The organism is Roseibium algae, from assembly GCF_037783265.1.
GTDB classification, from domain to species: domain Bacteria; phylum Pseudomonadota; class Alphaproteobacteria; order Rhizobiales; family Stappiaceae; genus Roseibium; species Roseibium algae.
In genome coordinates this window covers 16,794-37,319 of the sequence record NZ_JBAKIA010000005.1, presented here as the reverse complement: position 1 = coordinate 37,319, position 20,526 = coordinate 16,794, and the positions used below count along the sequence as shown (strand labels likewise).

The window sequence follows — 20,526 nt, the reverse complement described above, 5'->3', positions numbered from 1 at the left end:
CGGGAACTGAAATCACGTCAGAGCGAACGGCTCTTATCGCGGTTTCACGCTGGTCCTTATGATCGACTGTCACGGCGGTGCGACAGCGTTGTCGGACATTAGGACATTATTGGAGTATGACGATGCCACATATCATCACGAAGATTGAACGAACTAACCCTGCGGATATCGCGGCACTGTCAAAGTTCGGAAGCGCGACCATTCATGAAGCGCAGGGTCGTTTGGGAGCTCTTAGCTCACGGATCAAGCCGATTGACCGGTCGATGTCGGTTTGTGGTCCTGCCTTCACGGTTGTGAGCGCACCGCGCGATAACATCATGCTGCAGCTGGCCATACATTATGCACAGGCTGGCGATGTTATTGTTGTCTCATCTGGCGAGTATGAAGAAGCTGGAAGTTTCGGTGATGTGCTTGGCAATGCCTGCGTTGCTAAAGGGATCGCTGGCGTGGTTACCGATACGGGCGTTCGTGATACGGCAGAACTTATCGCATTGGGTCTGCCGGTTTTCTCGTTGAGCGTTTGTATCAAGGGCACCGTCAAGGAAACACTTGGCCAAATCAACGGCAACATTATTGTGGGTGGCGTTGAGGTCCGTCCAGGTGATGCGATCCGCGGTGATGCAGATGGTCTTGTCACTGTTTTGCGTGAAGATGCTGCTGAAGTCGCAAAGAAGTCCCAGGAACGCGAAGACGCCGAGGCTGGTTTCATCGCTGCTTACAAGTCCGGACGTACAATCATTGACGTTTGTAATCTGGAAGCGGTTTTGAAGGCGAAGGGTCTGACAACCGACCTCTAAGACCGTCGACTTTCTAAAATGAAAAAGCCCTTGCTCCTCTAGGTGCACGGGCTTTTTTATGTCGTATTGCGAGACGTTTGATCCAATCTGCCCTGGTCGAGGTTTATTGCTTTGACTAGGGCAGATTGAACTTACTGATCTGCTTTGGATTATCCCAGCAGAAGATTGGGCAGGAAAGTTACAATTCCTGGGAAAAGTGCCAGCATGATCACAAAGGCGATCATGATCAGCAGGAATGGAAATGTGACCCTTGCAATAAACGCTGTGCTGCGTCCGGTGATGTTCTGAATAATCGCGAAGTTGAAGGCAACTGGCGGTGTAATCTGCGCCATCTCAACCACAAGCACGATGAAAATACCGAACCAAACCTTGTCGAAACCAGCCGCTTCAACCAACGGAAGCACAACAGGCAGGGTCGTTGCAATCATCGAGAATCCTTCAAGCGCTGTACCCAGAATGAGGTAAAGCACAATCAGAGCCAGGATCAGAACGATTGGAGACAGGTCCCACGCTGTCACCGTGCTGGCAACAGCTGATGGAATTCCGAGGATCGAGGTGACGTTTCCAAGAACAGAGGCACCCAGAATAATGATGCCCATGACTGAGCAGGTCTGAACGGCTCCCAGCATGATGTCGCGCAAGCCACGGAGCGTAAGGGCTCCTTGCGAGAGGGAGACGAAGAACGCGCCCAAAACACCGATTGCAGCAGCTTCGGAAGGCGTTGCCAGTCCGCCGTACATTGAGCCCAACACACAGACAATCAGGAACAATGCAGGTGCAAGGTCCTTGAGGGCGGCAAGTCTGTCCCGGAACGGCATGTGGCGCATGGCCCGTTCGCTTTCAGGCACCAGCTCCGGCTTGAGCGTTGTCCGGATCATGATCCAGCCAGCAAAGGCAGCTGACAGAAGCATGCCGGGAATGAAACCTGCTGTGAACAGCCGAAGAACAGATTCGTTGGCCAACACCCCATACATGATCATGACTGTGGAGGGGGGGATTAGAAAGCCGAGCGTACCGGCACCTGCGAGACTGCCAATGGCGATTTCAGGAGAATAACCGCGTGCTAACAGCTCTTTCAGTGTCATGCGGCCGACGACCTGCGTCGTGGCTGCTGAGGAGCCAGATATCGCAGCGAAGATTGAGCAACCTACGACGTTGACATGGAGCAGCCGACCGGGAAGGAGACCTGCCCAAGGTGCGAGACCTGTAAATAGGGCTTCTGACAGTTTGGTTCTGAACAGGAATTCACCCATCAGGATAAACAGCGGCAGAGCGACAAGATCCGGTGTGGTCAGGATGTTGAAGACATACTGTGGGAAAAGCTTGTCAATTGGGATGCTGGTGAAGAACCAGCCCAGGCCTATGGCTGTGGTCAGAAGGGCGATGCCGATCCATGCGCCAACGGCCAGCGTGCCAAACAAGAATGCAAACAGACTGGCGACAATGGCACCCATCCTGGTTCCTTTCTAAATACGAAAATGTTGAGTTCAAAGGGGTGAACGCGATTATTCAATCGCGCTTGCCGCGCCAAGGTCAGTCCGATTGAGGGGATGACCGGCGATACATGAAATCAGGCGAGCAACCATTTGGAATGCCAAAACGGCTGCGCCGATTGCCAGCACCAACTGTGGGATCCAGAGTGGTGTGAAACTGTCCTGAGACACTTCCCCATAGTTGTAAGTCCGGTAGCAAAACCAGGAGAGCCATAGGGTGAGGGACACCGTCACCGCGGCTCCAAGAGCTGCTGAAAGGGTTTCGAAGACGTGTGCCATGCGAGCGCCGACGGCTGACAGCAGAACTTCGACCCGCAACTGCAGGCCAGCTCGCAGTGTCATGCCAGAGCCAAGCAGGAAGGAGGACCCCATCAGATAGGCACTGTATTCCCATCCGATTCCTGTGCTTGTTGGAACTGAGGGGATGAAGCCCGACAGCATAGCCAGAAAGATATCGAGCAGAACCAGGAGTGTCAGCATCAAGATACAGATGCCGGCTGCCCACGCTGCCCCGAGCGACAGCATGTCTGCGGCCCTTTGCAGGGCCGCAGCAGGTCCGCGCGGTTCCGAAAAATCGGTCGAGCGAGACGGTTCATTCATGTCAGTTGGTCCCAACAGATGCGCGATAAGCCTCAACGATCGGGAGGGCGGCTGGGACGCGTTCAAAGTATGCATCCTGTACGCTTTTGGCACGATCTGCGATCTGTGCTTTCAGCTCGTCAGACAACGGCACGATAACCATCCCGTGTTCGGTCATAGTTTTGATGCTTGAAAGATCGCCTTGACGTGAAACTTCCCAGAACTCTGGTTCCAGATCTGCAGCAACCTTTTCGATTGCAGCCTGGTCGTCAGCGGACAGGCTCTTCCACTTGTCGAGGTTGATCGTTACAGCATTCGAACCCCAAGTGTGGTTCGTTGGGTAGATGTATTTCAGGAATTCCCAGAACTTCCCATCGACACCGGATGTCGCCGAGGTGGCAACGCCTTTGACGCGGCCTGATGCGAGAGCTGGCAGCAGCTCGCCCCAAGGAACGACAACACCAGCCATGCCAATTGAGGTCACGATATCAACCGTGTTCTTGTCCGCACCGCGTACTGTGATACCGCGGAAGCCTTCAATGGTGTCTACCTTTTCGTTCAGGTAAACATACTGAGCCGGCGAGGGAACCATATAAAGGATTTTCTGGTTGTTCTGCTCTGCAAGCTTTTCGAACTCTGGACGCAGGAAAGCGTGGTAGTCGCGCAGTTCATCCATGGAGCTGACCAGGAATGGAACGCCCTCAGCACCGAATAGCGGATTGATACCAACCTGCTGGCTGATGTTGATGTCAGCCATGTCAATGAGGCCGTCCCGGACCGCGCCAAGCTGATCTGGGCCTTTGAATCCAAGGGAGCCGGATGCGTTGACGGTGATGACAACTTCTCCGTCTGTGGCGGTCTTTACAGCTTCTGCGAACTTATTCGCGTTTTTTACCATAAAGTTGCTGTCAGGTAGAACGTCAGAAAGACGCATCTGTGTCTCGGCAGCGACAGGCTGGATTGCAGCTCCAGCCAAAGCCACCAAGGACGCGGCACCCAGGATCAAATTCGTGATTTTTCTCATGTGTTCGGTTCCCCTCTGTACGTCCCGGATTTATATTCCTTGCGCTGAACGATAAGTTATGGCGCATATCTATTCCGGTTGGACGTAGCATCTGTTGCACGCTTTAGCCTAGCCAGTCGTCAGTTGAGGGCAAAAGAACACTTCGCTCTGACATGATAGTGTTTGCTTATGCATCTTCACACTGAAGTGGTGAATGATCATAAACTCGGTCAGAACGGGGTTCTATTCGCGGCGACTTCGTGCTTCATCGTCGTGGCATGGAAAATTGCGGGAAAGGACTGACTTCGTGGACATCCGGCGGCTTCACGCGTTTGTTAAAATTGTCGACATAGGCAGCATAACCCGTGCGTCTTCCATCCTCCATATCGCGCAGCCGGCGCTCAGCCAGCAAATTGCAGCACTGGAAGCCCACTTTGGAAAGGCGCTGTTGTTGCGCTCCAAACGCGGTGTGACGCCAACAGAGGCTGGCAAGCTCCTATATCGTCACAGTCTGCAGATCCTGAAACAGATGGATCAGGCGCAGATCGATATTGTGGACAGTTCGGAAGACATTTCCGGTTCAGTTTCGGTTGCTCTTGCTCCCTTGAGCCTTGGAACCTTGCTTGCGTCCCGTTTGATGCAGAGTGTTCGCGACAGACACCCTGGGATCATTTTGCACATCAATGAAAACGTCGGAGCTGTGATCAGCGAGATGGTCATGATGGGCAAGGTTGATATCGCCCTGATCTATGAGCCCGGTGAAATACCCGGCTTGGCGTTTGAACCTGTTTTAAGTGAAGAGCTCTATTACATCGGTACCAAGATCGAGGCTGCGGATGGCAATGAAATAGCCTTTTCCGATGCTGTCGGACTGCCCCTTATCTTGCCAAGCCGTATGCATACTGTCCGTAAAGTCATCGATACGGCGCTGACACGTGTCGGACTTTCAGCGTCCGTTGTTGCAGAGACCGAATCTATCTCATTGATGATCGATGCCATCCGTAACGGAATCGCGAATTCGATTTTACCGTTTTCGGCAGCAACGGCCATTGGCGCTCAAGTTCAAGGCGCGCATATTTACCGTATTACGCAACCGAATATGAAAACGCATATGTCGCTGTGTGTTTCTGGCCAGTTGCCGATGTCAGAACCGGCAACTGCGGTAAATAGCATTCTGTCCGAGTTAGCCCATGATTTTGCGCAGGATGTCGGCAACGTGGATTGAAATACAATCCATTTCCTCTGATTTAGACTTTAAGCGAATCTTCGCCATCTTGTCTATTTGGGGCTTAATGCGTTTCGGTATGTGTCGGCTGTTGTGAAACTGGTGAGTGGCCAGTGGTATCCCGGCCAAATCTAACCGCGACAACGCCGCCGACGAGGGACAGGAGTGCCAGGGTAAACCAGGTGATGGCGTAGGAGAGATGGCTGTTGGGGAATTTGACAACTGTCAGCCCACCGATTGGCAGTTCCCCAAGAGGCGAGACACGAGGGGCAGAGGTGACCGCAGGGCTTGCATCTGCATCGATGAAAAATGGTGCGACAGTCAGAATGCCATGGGCTTTGGCCATGGCGCGGACATCGCGGGAATACCAGCGATTTTGATCAGGAACATTCGAACGCAGGAATGTGCCGTCCGGCTCGTTCAGCCGCAAAAGCCCTGTGATCGTGACCAGCTTTGAGACGGGTGCTTCCGGACGGGTTTCCGGATCCTTGTGATCCAGCGGAACATAGCCCCGATTGACCAGTATAGCTGTGCCATCTTCGCGGATCAGCGGTGTCAGTACCCAGTATCCCGGTCCCAGCAGCGTAGAGGTATAGACAAGGCTTTCCTTGTCGTTCTGCAATCGCCCCGTAGCGCTGACATGCTTGTAGGCATCATTCTTTGCAGTGAGTTTTGGCCATTGGTCGGGCTCGGGAATTGGAGTTGCCGGTGCATGAATGCGGGCATCGACGCGGGCGATCAAATCCCGTTTCCAGGACAGTCTTTCCACCTGCCAGACGCCCAGCGACACAAAGACCGCACAAAAGAATACCGCAAGGACGGCGATCAGCAGTCCTTGCGGGTTCCGAGCAGTTTCGTATCGTTTTGGTTCGGGCATTTTTATTGGCAAACCCTACATGAACATGCCCGGAGGCATCTGCATCATGTTGGTGTTGAGGTGATGCATGACCCAAAGCGACCCGGTGATGGCGATCATGACCAAAATCACTGTGAACAGAAGCGCCATCATGTTCCAGCCGCCTTCTGACTTTGTGTCGAGGTGCAGGAAGTAGACCATGTGCACGACGATTTGCACCAAGGCAAAAGCCATCACCAGAATTCCGGTCAGCGCTGCATTGTCGAACACCTTGCCCATCACCAACCAGAACGGGATGGCGGTCAGGATGACCGACAGCACGAATCCTGTGATGTAGGATTTTACGGTGCCGTGACTGGCATGATCGCCGTGGTGGTGATCATGCCCATCAGCGTGATCTGTGTGCGGTGAAGCGCTCATTATAGAACTCCCACGAGATAGACGACGGAAAAGACACCGATCCAGATCACATCCAGGAAATGCCAGAACATCGACAGGCACATCAGGCGACGTTTGTTTTCAGGGATCAGGCCGTGGCGCATGACTTGGGTGATCAAGGTCACCATCCAGATCAAGCCGCAGGTAACGTGAAGACCATGCGTGCCCACGAGGGTAAAGAAAGCCGACAAGAAAGCGCTACGGTCTGGTCCGGCTCCTTCATGGATCAGATGGGAGAACTCGTAGAGCTCGATGCACAGAAAGGCGAGCCCGAACAGGCCGGTGAGTGCCAGCCAGCTGATGACGCCATTCTTCACACCTTTTTCCATCTGCAACATGGCAAAGCCATAGGTGATCGATGAGAACAGCAGCATTGCAGTGTTGAGGGCCACGAGCGGCAGATCGAATAGCTCTTGCGGGGTCGGTCCCCCGGCGTAGGCGTGGCTGAGCACCGCGTAAGTGGCGAACAGCACCGCAAAGATGAGGCAATCGCTCATCAGATAGATCCAGAACCCGATCAATGTACCAGATTCAGGATGGTGCTCTTCCGTCGTGTAGAAAACTGGCTGTGCGCCATTTTCGAGTGTTTGGGCTGTCATGGTTCAAGCCTCCGCCGCGAGGATACGGGTGCGTTCCCGTTCCACACTGTCGACTTCTTCAGCAGGAATGTGGAAGTCACGGTTGTAATTGAAGGTGTGAACAATGGTGACACCGAGTATGGCAAGCCCTGAGGCAATTGCCAGCCACCAAATGTGCCACACCATGGCGAAGCCGAACGCCAGACTCAATCCACCCAAAATAATGCCGGTTGCCGTGTTCTTTGGCATGTGGATCGGAATGAAGCCTTCTTCTGGCCGCACGTAGCCATGTTTTTTCATGAACCACCATTCGTCATGATCGTGAACAATTGGCGTGAAGGCATAATTGTAGGCCGGCGGCGGCGATGAGGTTGACCACTCAAGTGTGCGGCCATTCCACGGATCGCCAGTGACATCTTTCAGCTCTTCGCGCTTCCTGATGCTCACAACAATCTGGATCAGGAAGGACGCAATACCGATCAGGACCAGGAGGGCACCAAAGGCTGCAATCACGAACCAGATTTGCAAGGAGGGATCGTCGAACCGGTTCATTCGCCGTGTTACGCCCATCAGGCCCAGAACATAAAGGGGCATGAAAGCGAAATAGAAGCCGGTGAGCCAGAACCAGAAAGACATCTTGCCCCAGAATGGGTCCAGCTTGAAGCCGAAGGCTTTCGGGAACCAGTAGGTGATGCCAGCAAAGACACCGAAGACCACGCCGCCGATGATGACATTATGAAAATGCGCAATCAGGAACAGTGAGTTGTGCAGCACGAAATCAGCGGGTGGAACGGCAAGCAAAACGCCTGTCATGCCGCCGATCACGAAGGTCACCATGAAGCCCATGGTCCATAGCATCGGGACTTCAAAACGAATACGGCCACGATACATCGTGAACAGCCAGTTGAAGATCTTCGCACCGGTCGGGATCGAAATGATCATTGTGGTGATGCCGAAGAAGGAATTAACGCTGGCACCTGACCCCATGGTGAAGAAGTGATGCAGCCACACCATGTAGGACAGCAGCGTGATCACCACGGTCGCATAAACCATCGAGGTATAGCCAAACAGGCGCTTGGCCGAGAAGGTCGCGACAATTTCAGAGAACACACCGAAGGCTGGCAGAATGAGGATGTAAACCTCTGGGTGACCCCAGATCCAGATCAGGTTCACATACATCATGGCGTTGCCGCCCAGTGCGTTGGTGAAAAAATGCATATCCATGTAGCGATCAAGCGTCAGAAGCGCCAGAACGGCTGTCAGAACCGGGAAAGCGGCAACGATCAGGATGTTGGTGCAAAAGGCTGTCCAGGTGAAAATAGGCATTTTCATCATGGACATGCCCGGTGCGCGCATCTTCAGGATGGTAACGACCAGATTGACCCCGGACAGCAAGGTCCCTATCCCCGCGATCTGCAAACCCCATATATAATAATCAACACCGACATCCGGACTGTAAATCAGACCAGAAAGCGGCGGATAGGCGAGCCAGCCGGTCTTGGCGAATTCACCGATAAACAGTGACACCATCACCAGCGTGCCACCGGAAACCGTCATCCAGAAGCTGAAGTTGTTCAGGAAGGGAAAGGACACATCCCGAGCACCAATCTGCAGGGGCACCACGAAGTTCATCAGCCCGGTGACAAAGGGCATCGCCACGAAGAAAATCATGATGACGCCATGGGCGGTGAAGATCTGGTCATAATGGTGCGGTGGCAAATAGCCTTCGGCTCCATTGAAGGCGATGGCCTGTTGCAAGCGCATCATCAACGCATCAGCAAAACCGCGCAGCAGCATAATGATAGCGAAAAAGATGTACATGATGCCGATCTTCTTATGATCGATCGACGTAAACCACTCCCGCCAGAGATAACCCCAGACGCGAAAATATGTCAGTGCGCCCAAGACAGTGATGCCACCAAGGGCAACCACTGCGAAGGTCACAACCAGAATTGGCTCATGATAGGGGATCGATTCCCAAGACAATTTGCCAAATAGGAATTTGAGTATATCCGGATTCGATAGCATCGAATTTCCTTAATATCGAACATCGTTTCGATATCCGAGCATGGTCTGCCACGGATGCTGTTATTTGAACGGGCTACAGTTCGTCGGGCTTGTTATTCAACTCTTGGTGAAAATCGAGGGCGATCTGCCAGAGCTGCCGTTTGATCAAGGACTTTCGGCGGGGCCAGGCAAATCAGGCCCGCGTCAACCATCGCCAATTCGCTCATGCACTGGTCGGAAGGATCCGCGCACATGTCGAGAATGACATCGTAGAGGTTTGAATCAGTCTTGGCGTAGTAGTTGACCGGTGCATTCTCCGTTGGCTTTTCAAGCTCCAGATAAGCATTCCGGGTCAGGTCTGTTTCGGATGCCTTGACGGTCTCAACCCACTTATCGAAATCGTCCTGTTCAAGGCCCTTGAAAGTGAACCGCATGCCGGAAAAGCCCGCGCCGCTGTAATTCGACGAGAAGCCGGTGTAGTCGCCAGGTTCGTTGATGACCGCATGCAACTTGGTTTCCATTCCCGCCATGGCATAAATCTGACCAGCGAGAGCGGGAATGTAGAACGAGTTCATCACAGAGGCTGCGGTGATCTTGAAATTGATTGGAACATCGACGGGAGCCGCGAGCTCATTGACGGTTGAAATACCCAGGTCAGGGTAGATGAAAAGCCATTTCCAATCGAGCGCAACAACCTCAACCGTGATGGGTTTGACATCGGCGTTCAAAGGCTTGTCTGCAGAAATACGATCCAGCGGACGGTAAGGGTCAAGCGTATGGGTACTGATCCATGTGATCGCGCCCAAGGCAATGATGATGGCCAGCGGCGCTGCCCAAATGATCACTTCAAGCCGGGTGGAGTGGCTCCATTCGGGATCGTATTTGGCTGTTGTATTGGACTGCCGGTAACGCCAAGCGAAGAACAGCGTCAAAGAAATGACCGGAATGACGATGATCAACATCAAGATTGTCGAGATGACAATAAGGTCACGTTGCTGAGAAGCGATGTCGCCTGAAGGTGCCATGACGACAAAATTACATCCAGATAGAAGCGCGCCAAATGCGGCTACAGTTCCAAATCTGATTAGATTTTTTAATGGGGTGCTCAACCGATCAATTCCAAATTGTTTACCCTCCCAAGCAACTAAACCATATTTGATCTAAATCAACAATGGGATGAGGTGAGTTGCCGCAGTGCAAAAAAACACTGTAAAACATGAACCTGCAAATGAATCTCGGCAGCCAAACAGTTGGAATTGTCATTTTTCAGCATCGCAAAGCATTGTGATGGAGCTCAATCCCTGATCCCGTATAGACGGCTCGAATAATTTATTTAATAGTTTAACTTGAGCAAAGGTTAGAAAGAGTGGGCAGTCCATACTGATTGGCCGCGACCAGGGAGAGAGATAAAAATGAGCTCAGGAAGCTATGCGATGGAGCAACCGACTTCATTTGATATGGAGAAGGATGCACGTGCGATTCATGCAGGCTCCGAGGCTGATCCGGGCAAGATCGCGCTCGGTGTCATTATTGGGCGATCCTCCGAGTTCTTTGATTTCTTTGTCTATGCGATTGCCTCGGTTCTTGTGTTTCCTACGCATTTTTTCCCGATGTATGACCATCTGACCGGCATATTGCTGTCCTTTTGTGTCTTCTCTTTGGCCTTTATCGCGCGCCCGATCGGGACCGTCGTGTTTACGGTCATTGATCGGCTTTACGGCCGGGGCACCAAACTTATTATCGCACTGTTTGTCCTTGGCGGGTCCACGGCTGGCATTGGTTTTCTGCCGGGATATGATCTGATCGGGTATTGGGCCGTCGGTTTCCTGGTGATCTTCAGATTGGGACAAGGCTTTGCCCTTGGCGGCGCATGGGATGGTCTGGCTTCGCTTCTGGCCCTCAACGCACCGAAGAACCAGCGCGGCTGGTATGCAATGATGCCTCAGCTTGGTGCGCCAATTGGCTTTATCCTGGCCAGTGGATTGTTTGCGTTTTCTTATGCCAGTCTCCACTTGGAAGACTTCCTGACATTTGGATGGCGGTATCCGTTCTTCGTGGCCTTTGCTATCAACGTGGTCGCGCTGTTTGCCAGGCTGCGCCTTGTCGCAACCGGCGAGTTCGGATCCATGCTCGACCGTCAGGAGCTAAAACCGGTAAAAACATCCGACCTCCTGCGGACCCATGGTATGGATGTGTTGATTGGCACCTTTACACCACTGGCCAGTTTTGCCCTGTTCCATCTCGTCACGGTTTTTCCACTCAGCTGGGTTTCGCTCTATTCGCAACACGAAATCACAAGCTTTCTGCTGATTGAAATGGTCGGTGCCTTGATTTGCGTTGGGACGATTGTGTTGTCGGGCATTCTTGCTGACCGCATTGGACGGCAGCGTTTGCTTGCGATCGCAGCTGGCGTGATTGCAATTTTCAGCCTGGCGGCCCCCTTTATGCTAGAGGCGGGGGAGGCCGGTGAGGAAGCCTTTGTCCTCATTGGCTTTGCGGTTCTTGGGCTGTCCTTTGGTCAGGCAGCAGGTGCTGTTTCATCGCACTTTGGCCGAGTTTATCGTTATTCTGGCGCTGCACTGACATCAAATATGGCTTGGCTGATCGGTGCCGGGTTCGCACCTCTGGTGGCCCTTGGTCTCGCGAGCACTGTCGGCCTGGGCTACGTTGGCCTCTACATGTTCTCTGGTGCCGCCTGCACCCTTGCAGCGTTGGCGCTCAGTCGCAAGCTTAGGTCGTCTGATGGGTGACTTCGCTTATTTGCGGGGCGTTTAAACGATAGACTTCAGCAGTATCTTCAAGGATGCAGCCTGATGATCTAGCCCATGATTTTACGCAGGATGTCGCCAGCGTGGATTGAAACTATAAACAAGAAGCCCTCTGGCACAGGCCAGAGGGTTTTCTTTTCGGGTCATACCGCGGTTTGCAGCGCTAGGTTTGCTGTGGAGCAGATCAGCCGCGGTAGAATGGTGAAATACATTGCTTCCGATGGCCGTTGTTGTAAGGCAACCAGCTGTTGTTCCAAGCTTGATAAGACTTGTAGCGATTGGAGCACCAGTTGGTATGCTGTCTGCCGAACTGAACCGAGACATGAAAGTTCCGGAACTTGCGGACGTGAAAGCCGCGATTGCGATGGCCGCGGTGTTTGAAGTGGTGGCCATGTCCGTTGTGAAAGCCGTGGCCGTGTTTGCCATGGTTGCCAGCGAAGGCCGAGGTTGTGCCGACTGAAGCTGTTGTGATGGTAATCGCAGCAATGGTTGCTGCGGTCAGGATTGATTTGCCAAACATGTGCGTATCCTTTTGGTTTCAGGTCAACGCCGATTGTTTCTGCGTCGATGACCAATACCTAAGGGATGTTCTGGGCCTGTACCTGTGACGCGCGACACTCAGCAAACAGGAATGGCATTTGTTTTCTCAAGAACAGGGTTTATTCAGGCTCTGCGATGAGTTCCAGCTGCGGCCGGTCACGGATGATGAGCCATCCATCCTTCAGATCGATAAGACCCGCACGCTGCCATTTGCGCAGGCATCTGTTGACGTTTTCGCGTGTGTTCCCGATCATTCGGGCAATTTCTGACTGGGACTGAGACAATTTCCCCAAGGGCTTTTCAGCGGTTCCAGGGGGGGCAATGGTCAGGCGAAGCAAGGCTTTGGCAAGGCGGGCGGGCAGGTCCAGAAATGCGATTTCCATCATCCGTTCATCGGATTTTCGGACCCTTTGGCACAGAAGTTCGATGAGGCGGATCGATAGATCCGGGTTGCGCTGCAGGACGTCAAGCAAAGAACGACGTTCAAGAACAACCAACGTACAGTTGGTCAAGGCCTTAACATCTGCCGATCGTTCGCCGCCGTCCAGAAGGGCGATCTCTCCGAACACATCACCAATCGTCAATTCGCAGAGCGTGACCTCCTTCGCGGTCGGTGTTACCCTACCAACGCGCACGGTACCTTCCGCGATTGCCATCATGCTTTGGCCCTGCGCGCCCATATTAAAAATAACATCGCCAGCCGAGTAATGCTTGATATGGGCGAAAGATGCCAGCTCGCGGCGGCTCTTTTCGTCCAAAGCTCTAAAAACTATACTGCGGCTCAGGAGCTCTTCTTTTGCTATGCTTTCAGGTCCTTTACGGTCTGGCTGCATGCTTTTTGGGTCATCCATATATTGCACTTTCAACTCTGAATTCGGGCTACTATAAAGATGGTAGCAACGATGGAAGTGTATTTGTGCCACTTCAAATCATGAGGTGGGAAACTGCCTTCACGAGCGCTGATCGAGGATCCTATGCCAATTCGTGTGTCTGCAATATTCGCTGCCCTGACTTGGCTGATCGTCATGGTTCCTTTGTCAAGTTCCGCCCAGCAAGTCAATCACTGCCCAAAAAGTGAATTGGGTGATCCGCCTCGAGTGGTCTATCAATGTGCAGGTGGCTTGGTGCTAGAAGCGGAAGCTGCTGCGGCACTTGGCATTGTCTCGAATGGTGCTTCGGGGCGCCCGAACACAGTAGAGTTGACCAAGGATGGCGTGCTGGTTGAGGTGGAACCGGGAAGCGGCCCTTTCCAGATTCTGACCCCTCATGCTATCGCAGCAGTGCGCGGCACTGTCTATGCCGTTGACGTAACTGACAATTCGACATCTGTCTTCGTGATGCGGGGAGAGGTTGTTGTATCTCATTCGGACGGTTCTGAGGGTGTGTCACTTTCCCCTGGCTTTGGCGTTGAGGTTTTTGAGGGAGAGCCTCTCATCATCACACGCTGGCCTTCGGTAAAGGTTGAGAGGTTATTGGCTCGTTTCGGACGATGAGACGCTATCTGCCCATCTGGGTTATCGCTAGCGTATTGGCCTGCGGCCTTCTATGGGCAGGCTGGCTTGGGCAACGGCATTTGGCTGGAACGGGCAGTATGATCGACCGGGTCGAAATGGTCCTGCTTGATTGGCGTATCCTTGTGACCGGAGTGCGTAACGCGCCAGATGAGGTCGTGATCGTTGCGATTGATGACAAAACGGTTGCAGCTGCTGGTGCCTATCCAATCGGACGCAACCGCCTCGCACTTTTGATTGAAAAGATCCGGGCTGCAGGGGCCCGTGCGCTGGCTGTTGATATCCTGCTCGTGAGCGCTTCTGAGCCTGCCGATGACGCCAGTCTGGCCCGTGCGCTTGGATCGATCCCTACGGTTATTGCCGCAGCAGGACAATTCACAGATAGTGGGCTTTCTTCGCTCGTTCCGGTGGCTAGAGAACAGCTTATGCCCCTGCAGGAACTTGCCAACGCTTCCTCAGTCGGTCTTGTGAATGTTGCAACTGATGCGGGGGGGACGCCAAGGCACGTGCCTTTATTGTTCAAGACGCCTGATGGTTTGGAGCCATCCTTTGGACTGCGTGCAGCAGGGCTTTATCTTGAGGGAATTCCGCCCGTGACACTTGATGGTCTACGGCTCAACGGACGCGTTCAGCCGCTTGATCTTGGATGGCACCTGCCTTTGAATTACTACGGCCCGCAAGGCACGGTCACAACCCTCAGCGCGAAGTCCCTGTTTGATGGTTTAGCGCGCGTGGGTGACCTTTCTGGGCGGCTTGTGGTTCTGGGAGTGACTGCAACCGGCGTGGGGGATCGGTTTGGAACGCCCTTCGATCAAGTGTTGCCAGGCGTCGAAATTCAGGCAACGGGCATCGCTAATCTCCTGGATGGGTCCGCTTTGATCCGGAATAGAACCGTTCGATCCGTTGATGTTACTGCAGCGCTCCTGATCACGGGCCTTGGCATTTTGGCGGTGGCCGTGCTGCCTCTTGCCAATGCGTCGCTGGCTTTTATTGGACTTTTGGTCGGGTGGTTGATGGCGATCACAATCCTTTTTGGCCAAGGTTACTGGTTCAGCGGTGCACTTCCTATTGTTGCGAGCCTTCCGCCGGTCGTTGCCCTGGTCATTTTGCGGCAAGTGCTGGATCGGTATCGGACCCGGCGGTTGGTCGCAGCCCGTGAAGCCCTGAGCCGATTTCAAGCTCCTGCGATCGCCAGGAGGATCGCCGAAGATCCATCTTTCCTTTTAAGCCCGGTGGAGCAGGATGTGGCGATCTTGTTCGTAGATCTGTCCGGCTACACCGGATTGAGCGAGCGGCTGGGGCCGGCCAAGACCCGTGATGTTCTCAAAGCCTTTCATACGCTGGTGGTCAATGAGACGGATCGGCACAATGGCCTCGTTCTCGATTTCATGGGCGATGGGGCTATGCTCGGATTTGGCATTCCGGACTCCAGCGCCAGGAATGCGGCTGATGCCTGCCAGTGTGCATTCGATCTGGTGCAAAATGTTGGTCGGTGGATTGTCGAGAACGGTCTGGAGGCAGAAATCAACACTTTGAGGGTCGGAGGACATTTTGGGCCGGTTGTCTTGTCGCGTTTGGGGCATGACAACCAGCAACAGATCGCTGCGACCGGGGATTGCGTCAACGTGGCCAGTCGGCTGCAAGAGGTGGCAAAGAATTTCCACTCCTGCGTGGCGTTGTCGGGCGATCTTACAGATGCTGCCAAGATTACAGAAGATGGTGGCGTTTTTGCCCCGCGTATGGAGATCAGTGCGATCCGTGGCCGCCAGAAAGATCTTCAGGTCGGCTTGTGGTCCGAAAGGGATTTGGCCGCTGGACTATAGGCAAAAGAACGTGACCGGCTGGAGCCGGCCACGTTGCTGCAGGGTCAGACGATCCGGTAGAGTGTCGTGTCACGCTTGATGACATGATGGAAAATGACGGCTCCGAAATGCAGGATAAACAGGCCGAGCAGGATCCATGCACTCCATTCATGGATGGCGGATAGCGTCCAGGCGATGTCCGGTGACTTACCAATCGGGCTCCAGACGGTCAGGACACCGAACCATTTGAGTGGAAATCCATGAGCATTTGTTGCCAGAAAACCACTGAGCGGCATGATGATCAGGAATGCATATAGAAGACCATGGACCGCGCTTGCTGCCATTCGTTCCAGGAAGGGGCCTTCAGCGGGGGGCTTTTGGGCGGTCAGCTTGTTTCCCACCCGAACCAGCATCAGCCAGAGGACCAGAAATCCCAGGCTTTCATGCAAGATGTAGAAGTTCAGGGCGACATCACTTTTGACGAACTGGATCACGATGCCAAGAGGCCAGGTCATGAGCACCAATGCTGCAATCAACCAATGGAGCAGGCGGGTTGTCCCGGCATGGCGATGGGGCGGCGGCAGATGAGGTGCCGAGGTTGTCTGTGGTCCGGCTTCCAAGGTTTCTGACATTCTAATCTCCTTAGTGGCTGGCGAGATACCTGCAGCAATTGGCGCTTGATGCAAGTGTCAAAGAGATATCTCGCGTGATTGCGACGAGTTTTGACCCACACGTTGACGGACTGATGAGGTTGTTGGCGCGGCTATTTGGGTCATAGCTGTATAAATCTGTGCCCTTAGGTGCGCTTCATCGCAGGAAAGGTTCATCCTGGCCCGTGATGCGTGTCTGTGGTCACGTGTATTTACAAATGGAGACACAAGATCTTCCAATATCATTCTGGCAGCCTTCTTGGCAGGCGATTGAAGTGGCCTAAATTCATGTCTCGTTTCTCGATATTTGACGTCAGGCATTTCAAATTCGGTGCTGATAGTGTGGCCAAGCGTTCACTGCATGTTGTTCAAACAGAGCTTAAGCTGAAAACTGGGGGTGCACCTGTGACGTTCCGCACAGTTGGCACGAGGTTTGGATTAATCAGCTCTGACGAAGCTATTGGCATTCGTTGAAAAGCATAACTGTCTGCATTTAGTTTTTCAGATTAAAAAAGAATTTCAAGTTATTGAATATATGAAGAAAACATAATTAAGATATTAGTCTGTTTTTATATCTGTCGATCATGTCTAATCCGATTTAGATGATATTTTGCGGGTTTTTCGACGTAATACCTCTCTCGTTTAAAATGCTCTTTTCTGCTGACATCAGCACTGGTGATTGGATTTTTTTGAGGGCTTGAACTCTCTGAAGGCCTGTGTTTATGATGATTGAAATAAATTCCAATAGCGAATTATATTTCACTCAAGGGTGCGTTGTAGATGATTGAAGGCCGAAGCCTGGCGACCGCGAAGAGCGACAGTGATGCGGACCTTGCTGCGAGAGCAGCTTGGCTACATTACGTCGGCGGCATGACACAGAGCGAAGTGGCCAAGCGTCTCAACGTGCCCAATACACGGGCGCATCGCTACATTGCCCGGGCTCAAAATGAGGGCCTGGTGCGGATTTTCGTCGATGTCGAGGCGACCGATTGCGTCCACATCGAAACGGAACTGATGCGGCGCTATGGCTTGGGATATTGCCGGATCGGCATGGAGGTGCCTGATTCCAATCCAATACCTCTCAAGACACTGTCCGTTGTCGGTGCCGATTTCATCATGCAGGCTGCAGCCGGCCGTAAGCATAGTGTGATCGGCGTTGGCAATGGACGAACCCTGGCGGCCTCGGTCAATGCCATGGGCCGCCAGGCCTCCCCGGATGTGCAATTCGTGTCTGTTCTGGGCGGTTTGACGCGTTCCTTTGCCGCCAATCCCTATGACGTGATCCATCGTCTGTCGCAAAAGACCAGCGCTGCGTCCTATCTGATGCCTGCGCCGCTTTATGCGAATTCGGCGGAAGACAAACAGGTCATGCTGCAGCAGTTCGGCATTTCGGAAACCATGAACCTGATTGAGCAGGCTACGCTGATTGTCGTTGGCGTGGGAGACATCGGCAGCGGTGAAGGTGGCATCAGCGCCTCAATGCTGGATGGGGCGTTGGCAGCTGAAGATTTGCGCCAGGCTGGAGCCGTTGCTGAATTGCTCGGCCAGTTCTTGAGCGCTGACGGAAGTATCTTATCCAGCCCATATGATGACCGCGTTATGGCCGCACCGCTTCAAAGTCTGAAGGGTAGGGAAGTGGTGGCGATTGCTGGTGGGGCAACCAAGGTACCGGCAATCAGCGCTGCGTTAGACAGCGGTTTGTTGACTGGGTTGATAACTGACGAGGCCACGGCCCGGGCTATCGTCGCATTGCCTCCGACATAAATGCGGAGAGCAAATTAAGAGTCAGGGCTTTTTGGGAGGAAAGACTATGCATGAGAAGGAAAAGGATCTCATTTCCACGTTCTTGAGCGGCGGAATGAGCAGAAGAAGTTTGATCCGGCGGCTTGGGGCTCTGGGTCTGACAGCCGCTTCGGCTGGAACATTGCACAATCTGATGGCGACCCAGGCACTGGCGGCAGATTTCGATTGGAAGAAGCATTCCGGCAAAAGCATCAAGCTGCTTTTGAATAAGCACCCCTATACAGATGCCATGATCGCAAATCTTGATGCGTTCAAGGAACTGACCGGGATGGACGTCACCTATGACGTGTTCCCGGAAGATGTCTATTTCGACAAGGTCACGGCGGCGCTGTCGTCCGGATCCAGTGAATATGATGCCTTCATGACCGGCGCCTATATGACCTGGACCTATGGTCCGGCTGGCTGGATTGTTGATCACAATGAATGGATCAATGACCCGGAAAAAACCAACCCGATGTACAATTGGACAGACATGCTGGAGGGCGTGCGCAAGTCCTGTGCCTGGAATGGTGTTCCAGGTGGTGAGTTGGGATCTGATGATGCCAAACAGTGGTGTATTCCATGGGGCTACGAGCAGAACAACCTGACCTTCAACAAAGGCATGCTCGACAAGGCCGGCGTTGCCGTGCCGACCAACATGAATGAACTGATGGAAGCTGCCGCCAAGGTTCAGGCTGATACGGATGGTATTTACGGTATCGGTGTTCGCGGCTCGCGTTCCTGGGCAACAATCCACCCTGGCTTCCTGTCCGCCTATGCCAACTTTGGCGAAATGGACCTGACCAACGATGATGGCAAGCTGTCGGCTGCCATGAACACGGCCGGGTCCAAAGCGTTCCATGCGGATTGGGTAAAGATGATCCAGGACAGCGGTGCTGCCGACTGGTCGACCCATACCTGGTATCAGGTCGGCACGGATCTGGGCGCTGGCAAATCGGCGATGATCTTTGACGCGGATATTCTGGGCTACTTCATGAATGGCGGCGACAACGCCATGGCGGGCGAGTTGGCCTATGCTGGTTTTGCAGCCAATCCAGAAGCCAAGGCTCCGACCCCGAACATTTGGATCTGGTCGCTGGCCATGACCAAGGCCTCCAAGGATCTGGATGCGACCTGGTACTTCATGCAGTGGGCATCCGGACCAGAGCATGCGCTGTTTGGCGCACGCAAGATGGACTTCGTTGATCCGGTTCGCAATTCGGTCTGGGAAGACGACATGTTTAAGGAGAAGCTGAACAAAGGCTATCCTGGCTATGTTGACATGTACAATGCGTCTGCGCCCGGTGCGTCGATCAAGTTCACGCCACAGCCGCTGTTCTTCGACTTGACAACTGATTGGGCCGCCATGCTTCAGCGGATGGTCGCAAAGGAAGTCCCGGTTGACGAGGGGCTGGATCAGCTCGCTGCCAGCATGAACACGCAGCTGGCGGAAGCCGGATTGCGCTAAGGTTTCTTAATCCCAACTGACTTGTGCAGGGCGATGCCCTGCACATTTTTCCGACGAAACGGCAATGGCAGCAGCGCTGCCTGGCCGCTTTGTCACGGAGGTTTTATGTCTGTTCAAGCTGACATGCCGGTTATGCGGCGGTCCAGCCGTCTCTCCAGGACGATGCTCCCCTATTTGCTGAGCTTGCCGGCACTTTTGGTGTGTATCGGGATCCTGATCCCGTTCGGGACGGCTGTTTATTATTCGCTGCAGCGTTATCGCATGTCCCAGCCGTGGAACCGGGGCATGAACTGGGGCGAAAACTATCTGAATTTCTTTACCGATTCTGATTTCTGGAACACGCTGCAAGTCTCGCTCACCTATGCCGGACTGACCGTGGTTCTGGAATTGTTGCTGGGGCTGGGGATCGCGCTGCTACTGCAAAAGCGTAGCCGGGTGAACAACTTCGTCTCAATCATGCTGTTGATGCCGCTGATGACCGCACCTGCGCTGGCTGCGCTGATGTTCAAACTGATGACCAATTCGAATTTCGGCATCCTGAGCTATTTTATGCAGCTTGCCGGGTTTCATGATTTCCGCTGGGCGTCTTCGCCGGATACCGCGCTTTTGACAGTCGTTCTTGTCGATGTGTGGGTCTATACGCCGTTCATCATGATCTTGCTGCTGGCAGGGCTTCGTTCGCTGCCGACCCAGCCGTTTGAGGCTGCAGCGCTGGATGGCGTGCCGAGGCTTGAACAGTTCTGGCGGATCACGCTGCCGATGCTGTCGCCTTACATTTTGACAGCAGCCTTGTTTCGTCTGCTCGATTCCATCCAGCAGTTCGATATCATCTACGCCATGACGCAAGGGGGACCCGGTGACAGGCTGATGGTGTTCCAGGTCGAGGCCTATTTGAACTTCTTCCAATCCACCAATGTCGGGCGATCTGCGGCTCTGCTGATGATCCTTTGGGCCATCACCTATGTCTTGTCCAACATCTTCGTCAAAAACTGGCTGCGCCTTCGCGAGCGCGCCAAAGGGGAGGCATGA

At 53.5% G+C, this 20,526-nt stretch carries 19 protein-coding genes and 1 pseudogene; 9 read left to right on the top strand and 11 right to left on the bottom strand.

Annotated features, from left to right (window positions below; genetic code table 11):
• Window positions 1-122 precede the first annotated feature (122 nt).
• Window positions 123-797: a 4-carboxy-4-hydroxy-2-oxoadipate aldolase/oxaloacetate decarboxylase gene (locus V6575_RS09135; protein ID WP_340273994.1), complete on the top strand. Its 675-nt coding sequence runs from the start codon at window positions 123-125 to the stop codon at window positions 795-797.
• 149 nt (window positions 798-946) lie between these two features.
• Here V6575_RS09135 and V6575_RS09130 read toward each other — a convergent pair whose 3' ends face one another.
• From V6575_RS09130 to V6575_RS09120, 3 genes are read right to left on the bottom strand one after another with little or no spacing between them, the layout of a single operon-like run.
• The gene (locus V6575_RS09130; RefSeq protein WP_340273993.1) at window positions 947-2,251 is read right to left on the bottom strand and encodes a TRAP transporter large permease; all 1,305 of its coding nucleotides are present in this window, start codon (window positions 2,249-2,251) and stop codon (window positions 947-949) included.
• 51 nt (window positions 2,252-2,302) lie between these two features.
• On the bottom strand, window positions 2,303-2,890 hold the full coding sequence (locus V6575_RS09125) for a TRAP transporter small permease subunit (RefSeq protein ID WP_340273992.1): 588 nt from the start codon (window positions 2,888-2,890) through the stop codon (window positions 2,303-2,305).
• A 1-nt stretch (window position 2,891) separates the two neighbouring features.
• The gene (locus V6575_RS09120) at window positions 2,892-3,893 is read right to left on the bottom strand and encodes a TRAP transporter substrate-binding protein (RefSeq protein ID WP_340273991.1); all 1,002 of its coding nucleotides are present in this window, start codon (window positions 3,891-3,893) and stop codon (window positions 2,892-2,894) included.
• A 286-nt stretch (window positions 3,894-4,179) separates the two neighbouring features.
• On the opposite strand from V6575_RS09120, the gene nac reads away from it, so the two are divergent.
• Window positions 4,180-5,097: a nitrogen assimilation transcriptional regulator NAC gene (gene nac, locus V6575_RS09115; RefSeq protein ID WP_340273989.1), complete on the top strand. Its 918-nt coding sequence runs from the start codon at window positions 4,180-4,182 to the stop codon at window positions 5,095-5,097.
• A 64-nt stretch (window positions 5,098-5,161) separates the two neighbouring features.
• On the opposite strand, the gene V6575_RS09110 is transcribed toward nac, so the two are convergent.
• The 5 genes from V6575_RS09110 to cyoA form a co-directional block, all read right to left on the bottom strand.
• A complete protein-coding gene (locus tag V6575_RS09110) occupies window positions 5,162-5,974 on the bottom strand; it encodes an SURF1 family protein (RefSeq protein WP_340273987.1) in 813 nt (270 codons plus the stop codon).
• Window positions 5,975-5,989: 15 nt separating this feature from the next.
• Window positions 5,990-6,373, bottom strand: a complete 384-nt coding sequence (gene cyoD, locus V6575_RS09105) for a cytochrome o ubiquinol oxidase subunit IV (protein WP_340273986.1) — start codon at window positions 6,371-6,373, stop codon at window positions 5,990-5,992.
• Window positions 6,373-6,990: a cytochrome o ubiquinol oxidase subunit III gene (gene cyoC, locus V6575_RS09100; protein ID WP_340273985.1), complete on the bottom strand. Its 618-nt coding sequence runs from the start codon at window positions 6,988-6,990 to the stop codon at window positions 6,373-6,375. Before cyoC ends, cyoD begins: the two co-directional genes overlap by 1 nt.
• Before the next feature lie 3 nt (window positions 6,991-6,993).
• Window positions 6,994-8,997, bottom strand: a complete 2,004-nt coding sequence (gene cyoB / locus V6575_RS09095) for a cytochrome o ubiquinol oxidase subunit I (RefSeq protein ID WP_340273984.1) — start codon at window positions 8,995-8,997, stop codon at window positions 6,994-6,996.
• Between the two features lie 92 nt (window positions 8,998-9,089).
• Window positions 9,090-10,061: a ubiquinol oxidase subunit II gene (cyoA, locus tag V6575_RS09090; protein WP_340274352.1), complete on the bottom strand. Its 972-nt coding sequence runs from the start codon at window positions 10,059-10,061 to the stop codon at window positions 9,090-9,092.
• 327 nt (window positions 10,062-10,388) lie between these two features.
• Here cyoA and V6575_RS09085 point away from each other — a divergent pair, with 327 nt between their 5' ends.
• The gene (locus V6575_RS09085) at window positions 10,389-11,726 is read left to right on the top strand and encodes an MFS transporter (RefSeq protein WP_340273983.1); all 1,338 of its coding nucleotides are present in this window, start codon (window positions 10,389-10,391) and stop codon (window positions 11,724-11,726) included.
• Between the two features lie 202 nt (window positions 11,727-11,928).
• Here V6575_RS09085 and V6575_RS09080 read toward each other — a convergent pair.
• Window positions 11,929-12,003: pseudogene (locus tag V6575_RS09080) on the bottom strand (BA14K family protein); the annotation flags it as partial.
• A 36-nt stretch (window positions 12,004-12,039) separates the two neighbouring features.
• Between V6575_RS09080 and V6575_RS09075 the strand changes: the two are divergent.
• Window positions 12,040-12,204 (top strand): hypothetical protein, encoded by a 165-nt coding sequence (locus tag V6575_RS09075; protein WP_340274371.1) that lies wholly within the window; start codon window positions 12,040-12,042, stop codon window positions 12,202-12,204.
• Window positions 12,205-12,403: 199 nt separating this feature from the next.
• Here V6575_RS09075 and V6575_RS09070 read toward each other — a convergent pair whose 3' ends face one another.
• Complete coding sequence (locus V6575_RS09070) at window positions 12,404-13,135, bottom strand: Crp/Fnr family transcriptional regulator (RefSeq protein WP_340273982.1); 732 nt, start codon at window positions 13,133-13,135, stop codon at window positions 12,404-12,406.
• A 123-nt stretch (window positions 13,136-13,258) separates the two neighbouring features.
• Between V6575_RS09070 and V6575_RS09065 the strand changes: the two genes are divergently transcribed.
• Together V6575_RS09065 and V6575_RS09060 are read left to right on the top strand one after the other, a co-directional pair.
• Entirely contained in the window at window positions 13,259-13,777 is a 519-nt protein-coding gene (locus V6575_RS09065) for a FecR domain-containing protein (RefSeq protein ID WP_340273981.1), read from the top strand.
• Window positions 13,774-15,618, top strand: coding sequence for a CHASE2 domain-containing protein (locus V6575_RS09060; protein ID WP_340273980.1), 1,845 nt, complete (start codon window positions 13,774-13,776; stop codon window positions 15,616-15,618). Before V6575_RS09065 ends, V6575_RS09060 begins: the two co-directional genes overlap by 4 nt.
• A 44-nt stretch (window positions 15,619-15,662) precedes the next feature.
• Here V6575_RS09060 and V6575_RS09055 read toward each other — a convergent pair whose 3' ends face one another.
• Window positions 15,663-16,229 (bottom strand): cytochrome b, encoded by a 567-nt coding sequence (locus V6575_RS09055; protein WP_340273979.1) that lies wholly within the window; start codon window positions 16,227-16,229, stop codon window positions 15,663-15,665.
• A 798-nt stretch (window positions 16,230-17,027) separates the two neighbouring features.
• Between V6575_RS09055 and V6575_RS09050 the strand changes: the two genes are divergently transcribed.
• The 3 genes from V6575_RS09050 (at window position 17,028) to V6575_RS09040 (ending at window position 20,526) form a co-directional block, all read left to right on the top strand.
• Entirely contained in the window at window positions 17,028-18,011 is a 984-nt protein-coding gene (locus V6575_RS09050; protein WP_340273978.1) for a sugar-binding transcriptional regulator, read from the top strand.
• A gap of 46 nt (window positions 18,012-18,057) precedes the next feature.
• Window positions 18,058-19,497 (top strand): ABC transporter substrate-binding protein, encoded by a 1,440-nt coding sequence (locus tag V6575_RS09045; RefSeq protein WP_340273977.1) that lies wholly within the window; start codon window positions 18,058-18,060, stop codon window positions 19,495-19,497.
• Between the two features lie 105 nt (window positions 19,498-19,602).
• On the top strand, window positions 19,603-20,526 hold the full coding sequence (locus V6575_RS09040) for a carbohydrate ABC transporter permease (protein WP_340273975.1): 924 nt from the start codon (window positions 19,603-19,605) through the stop codon (window positions 20,524-20,526).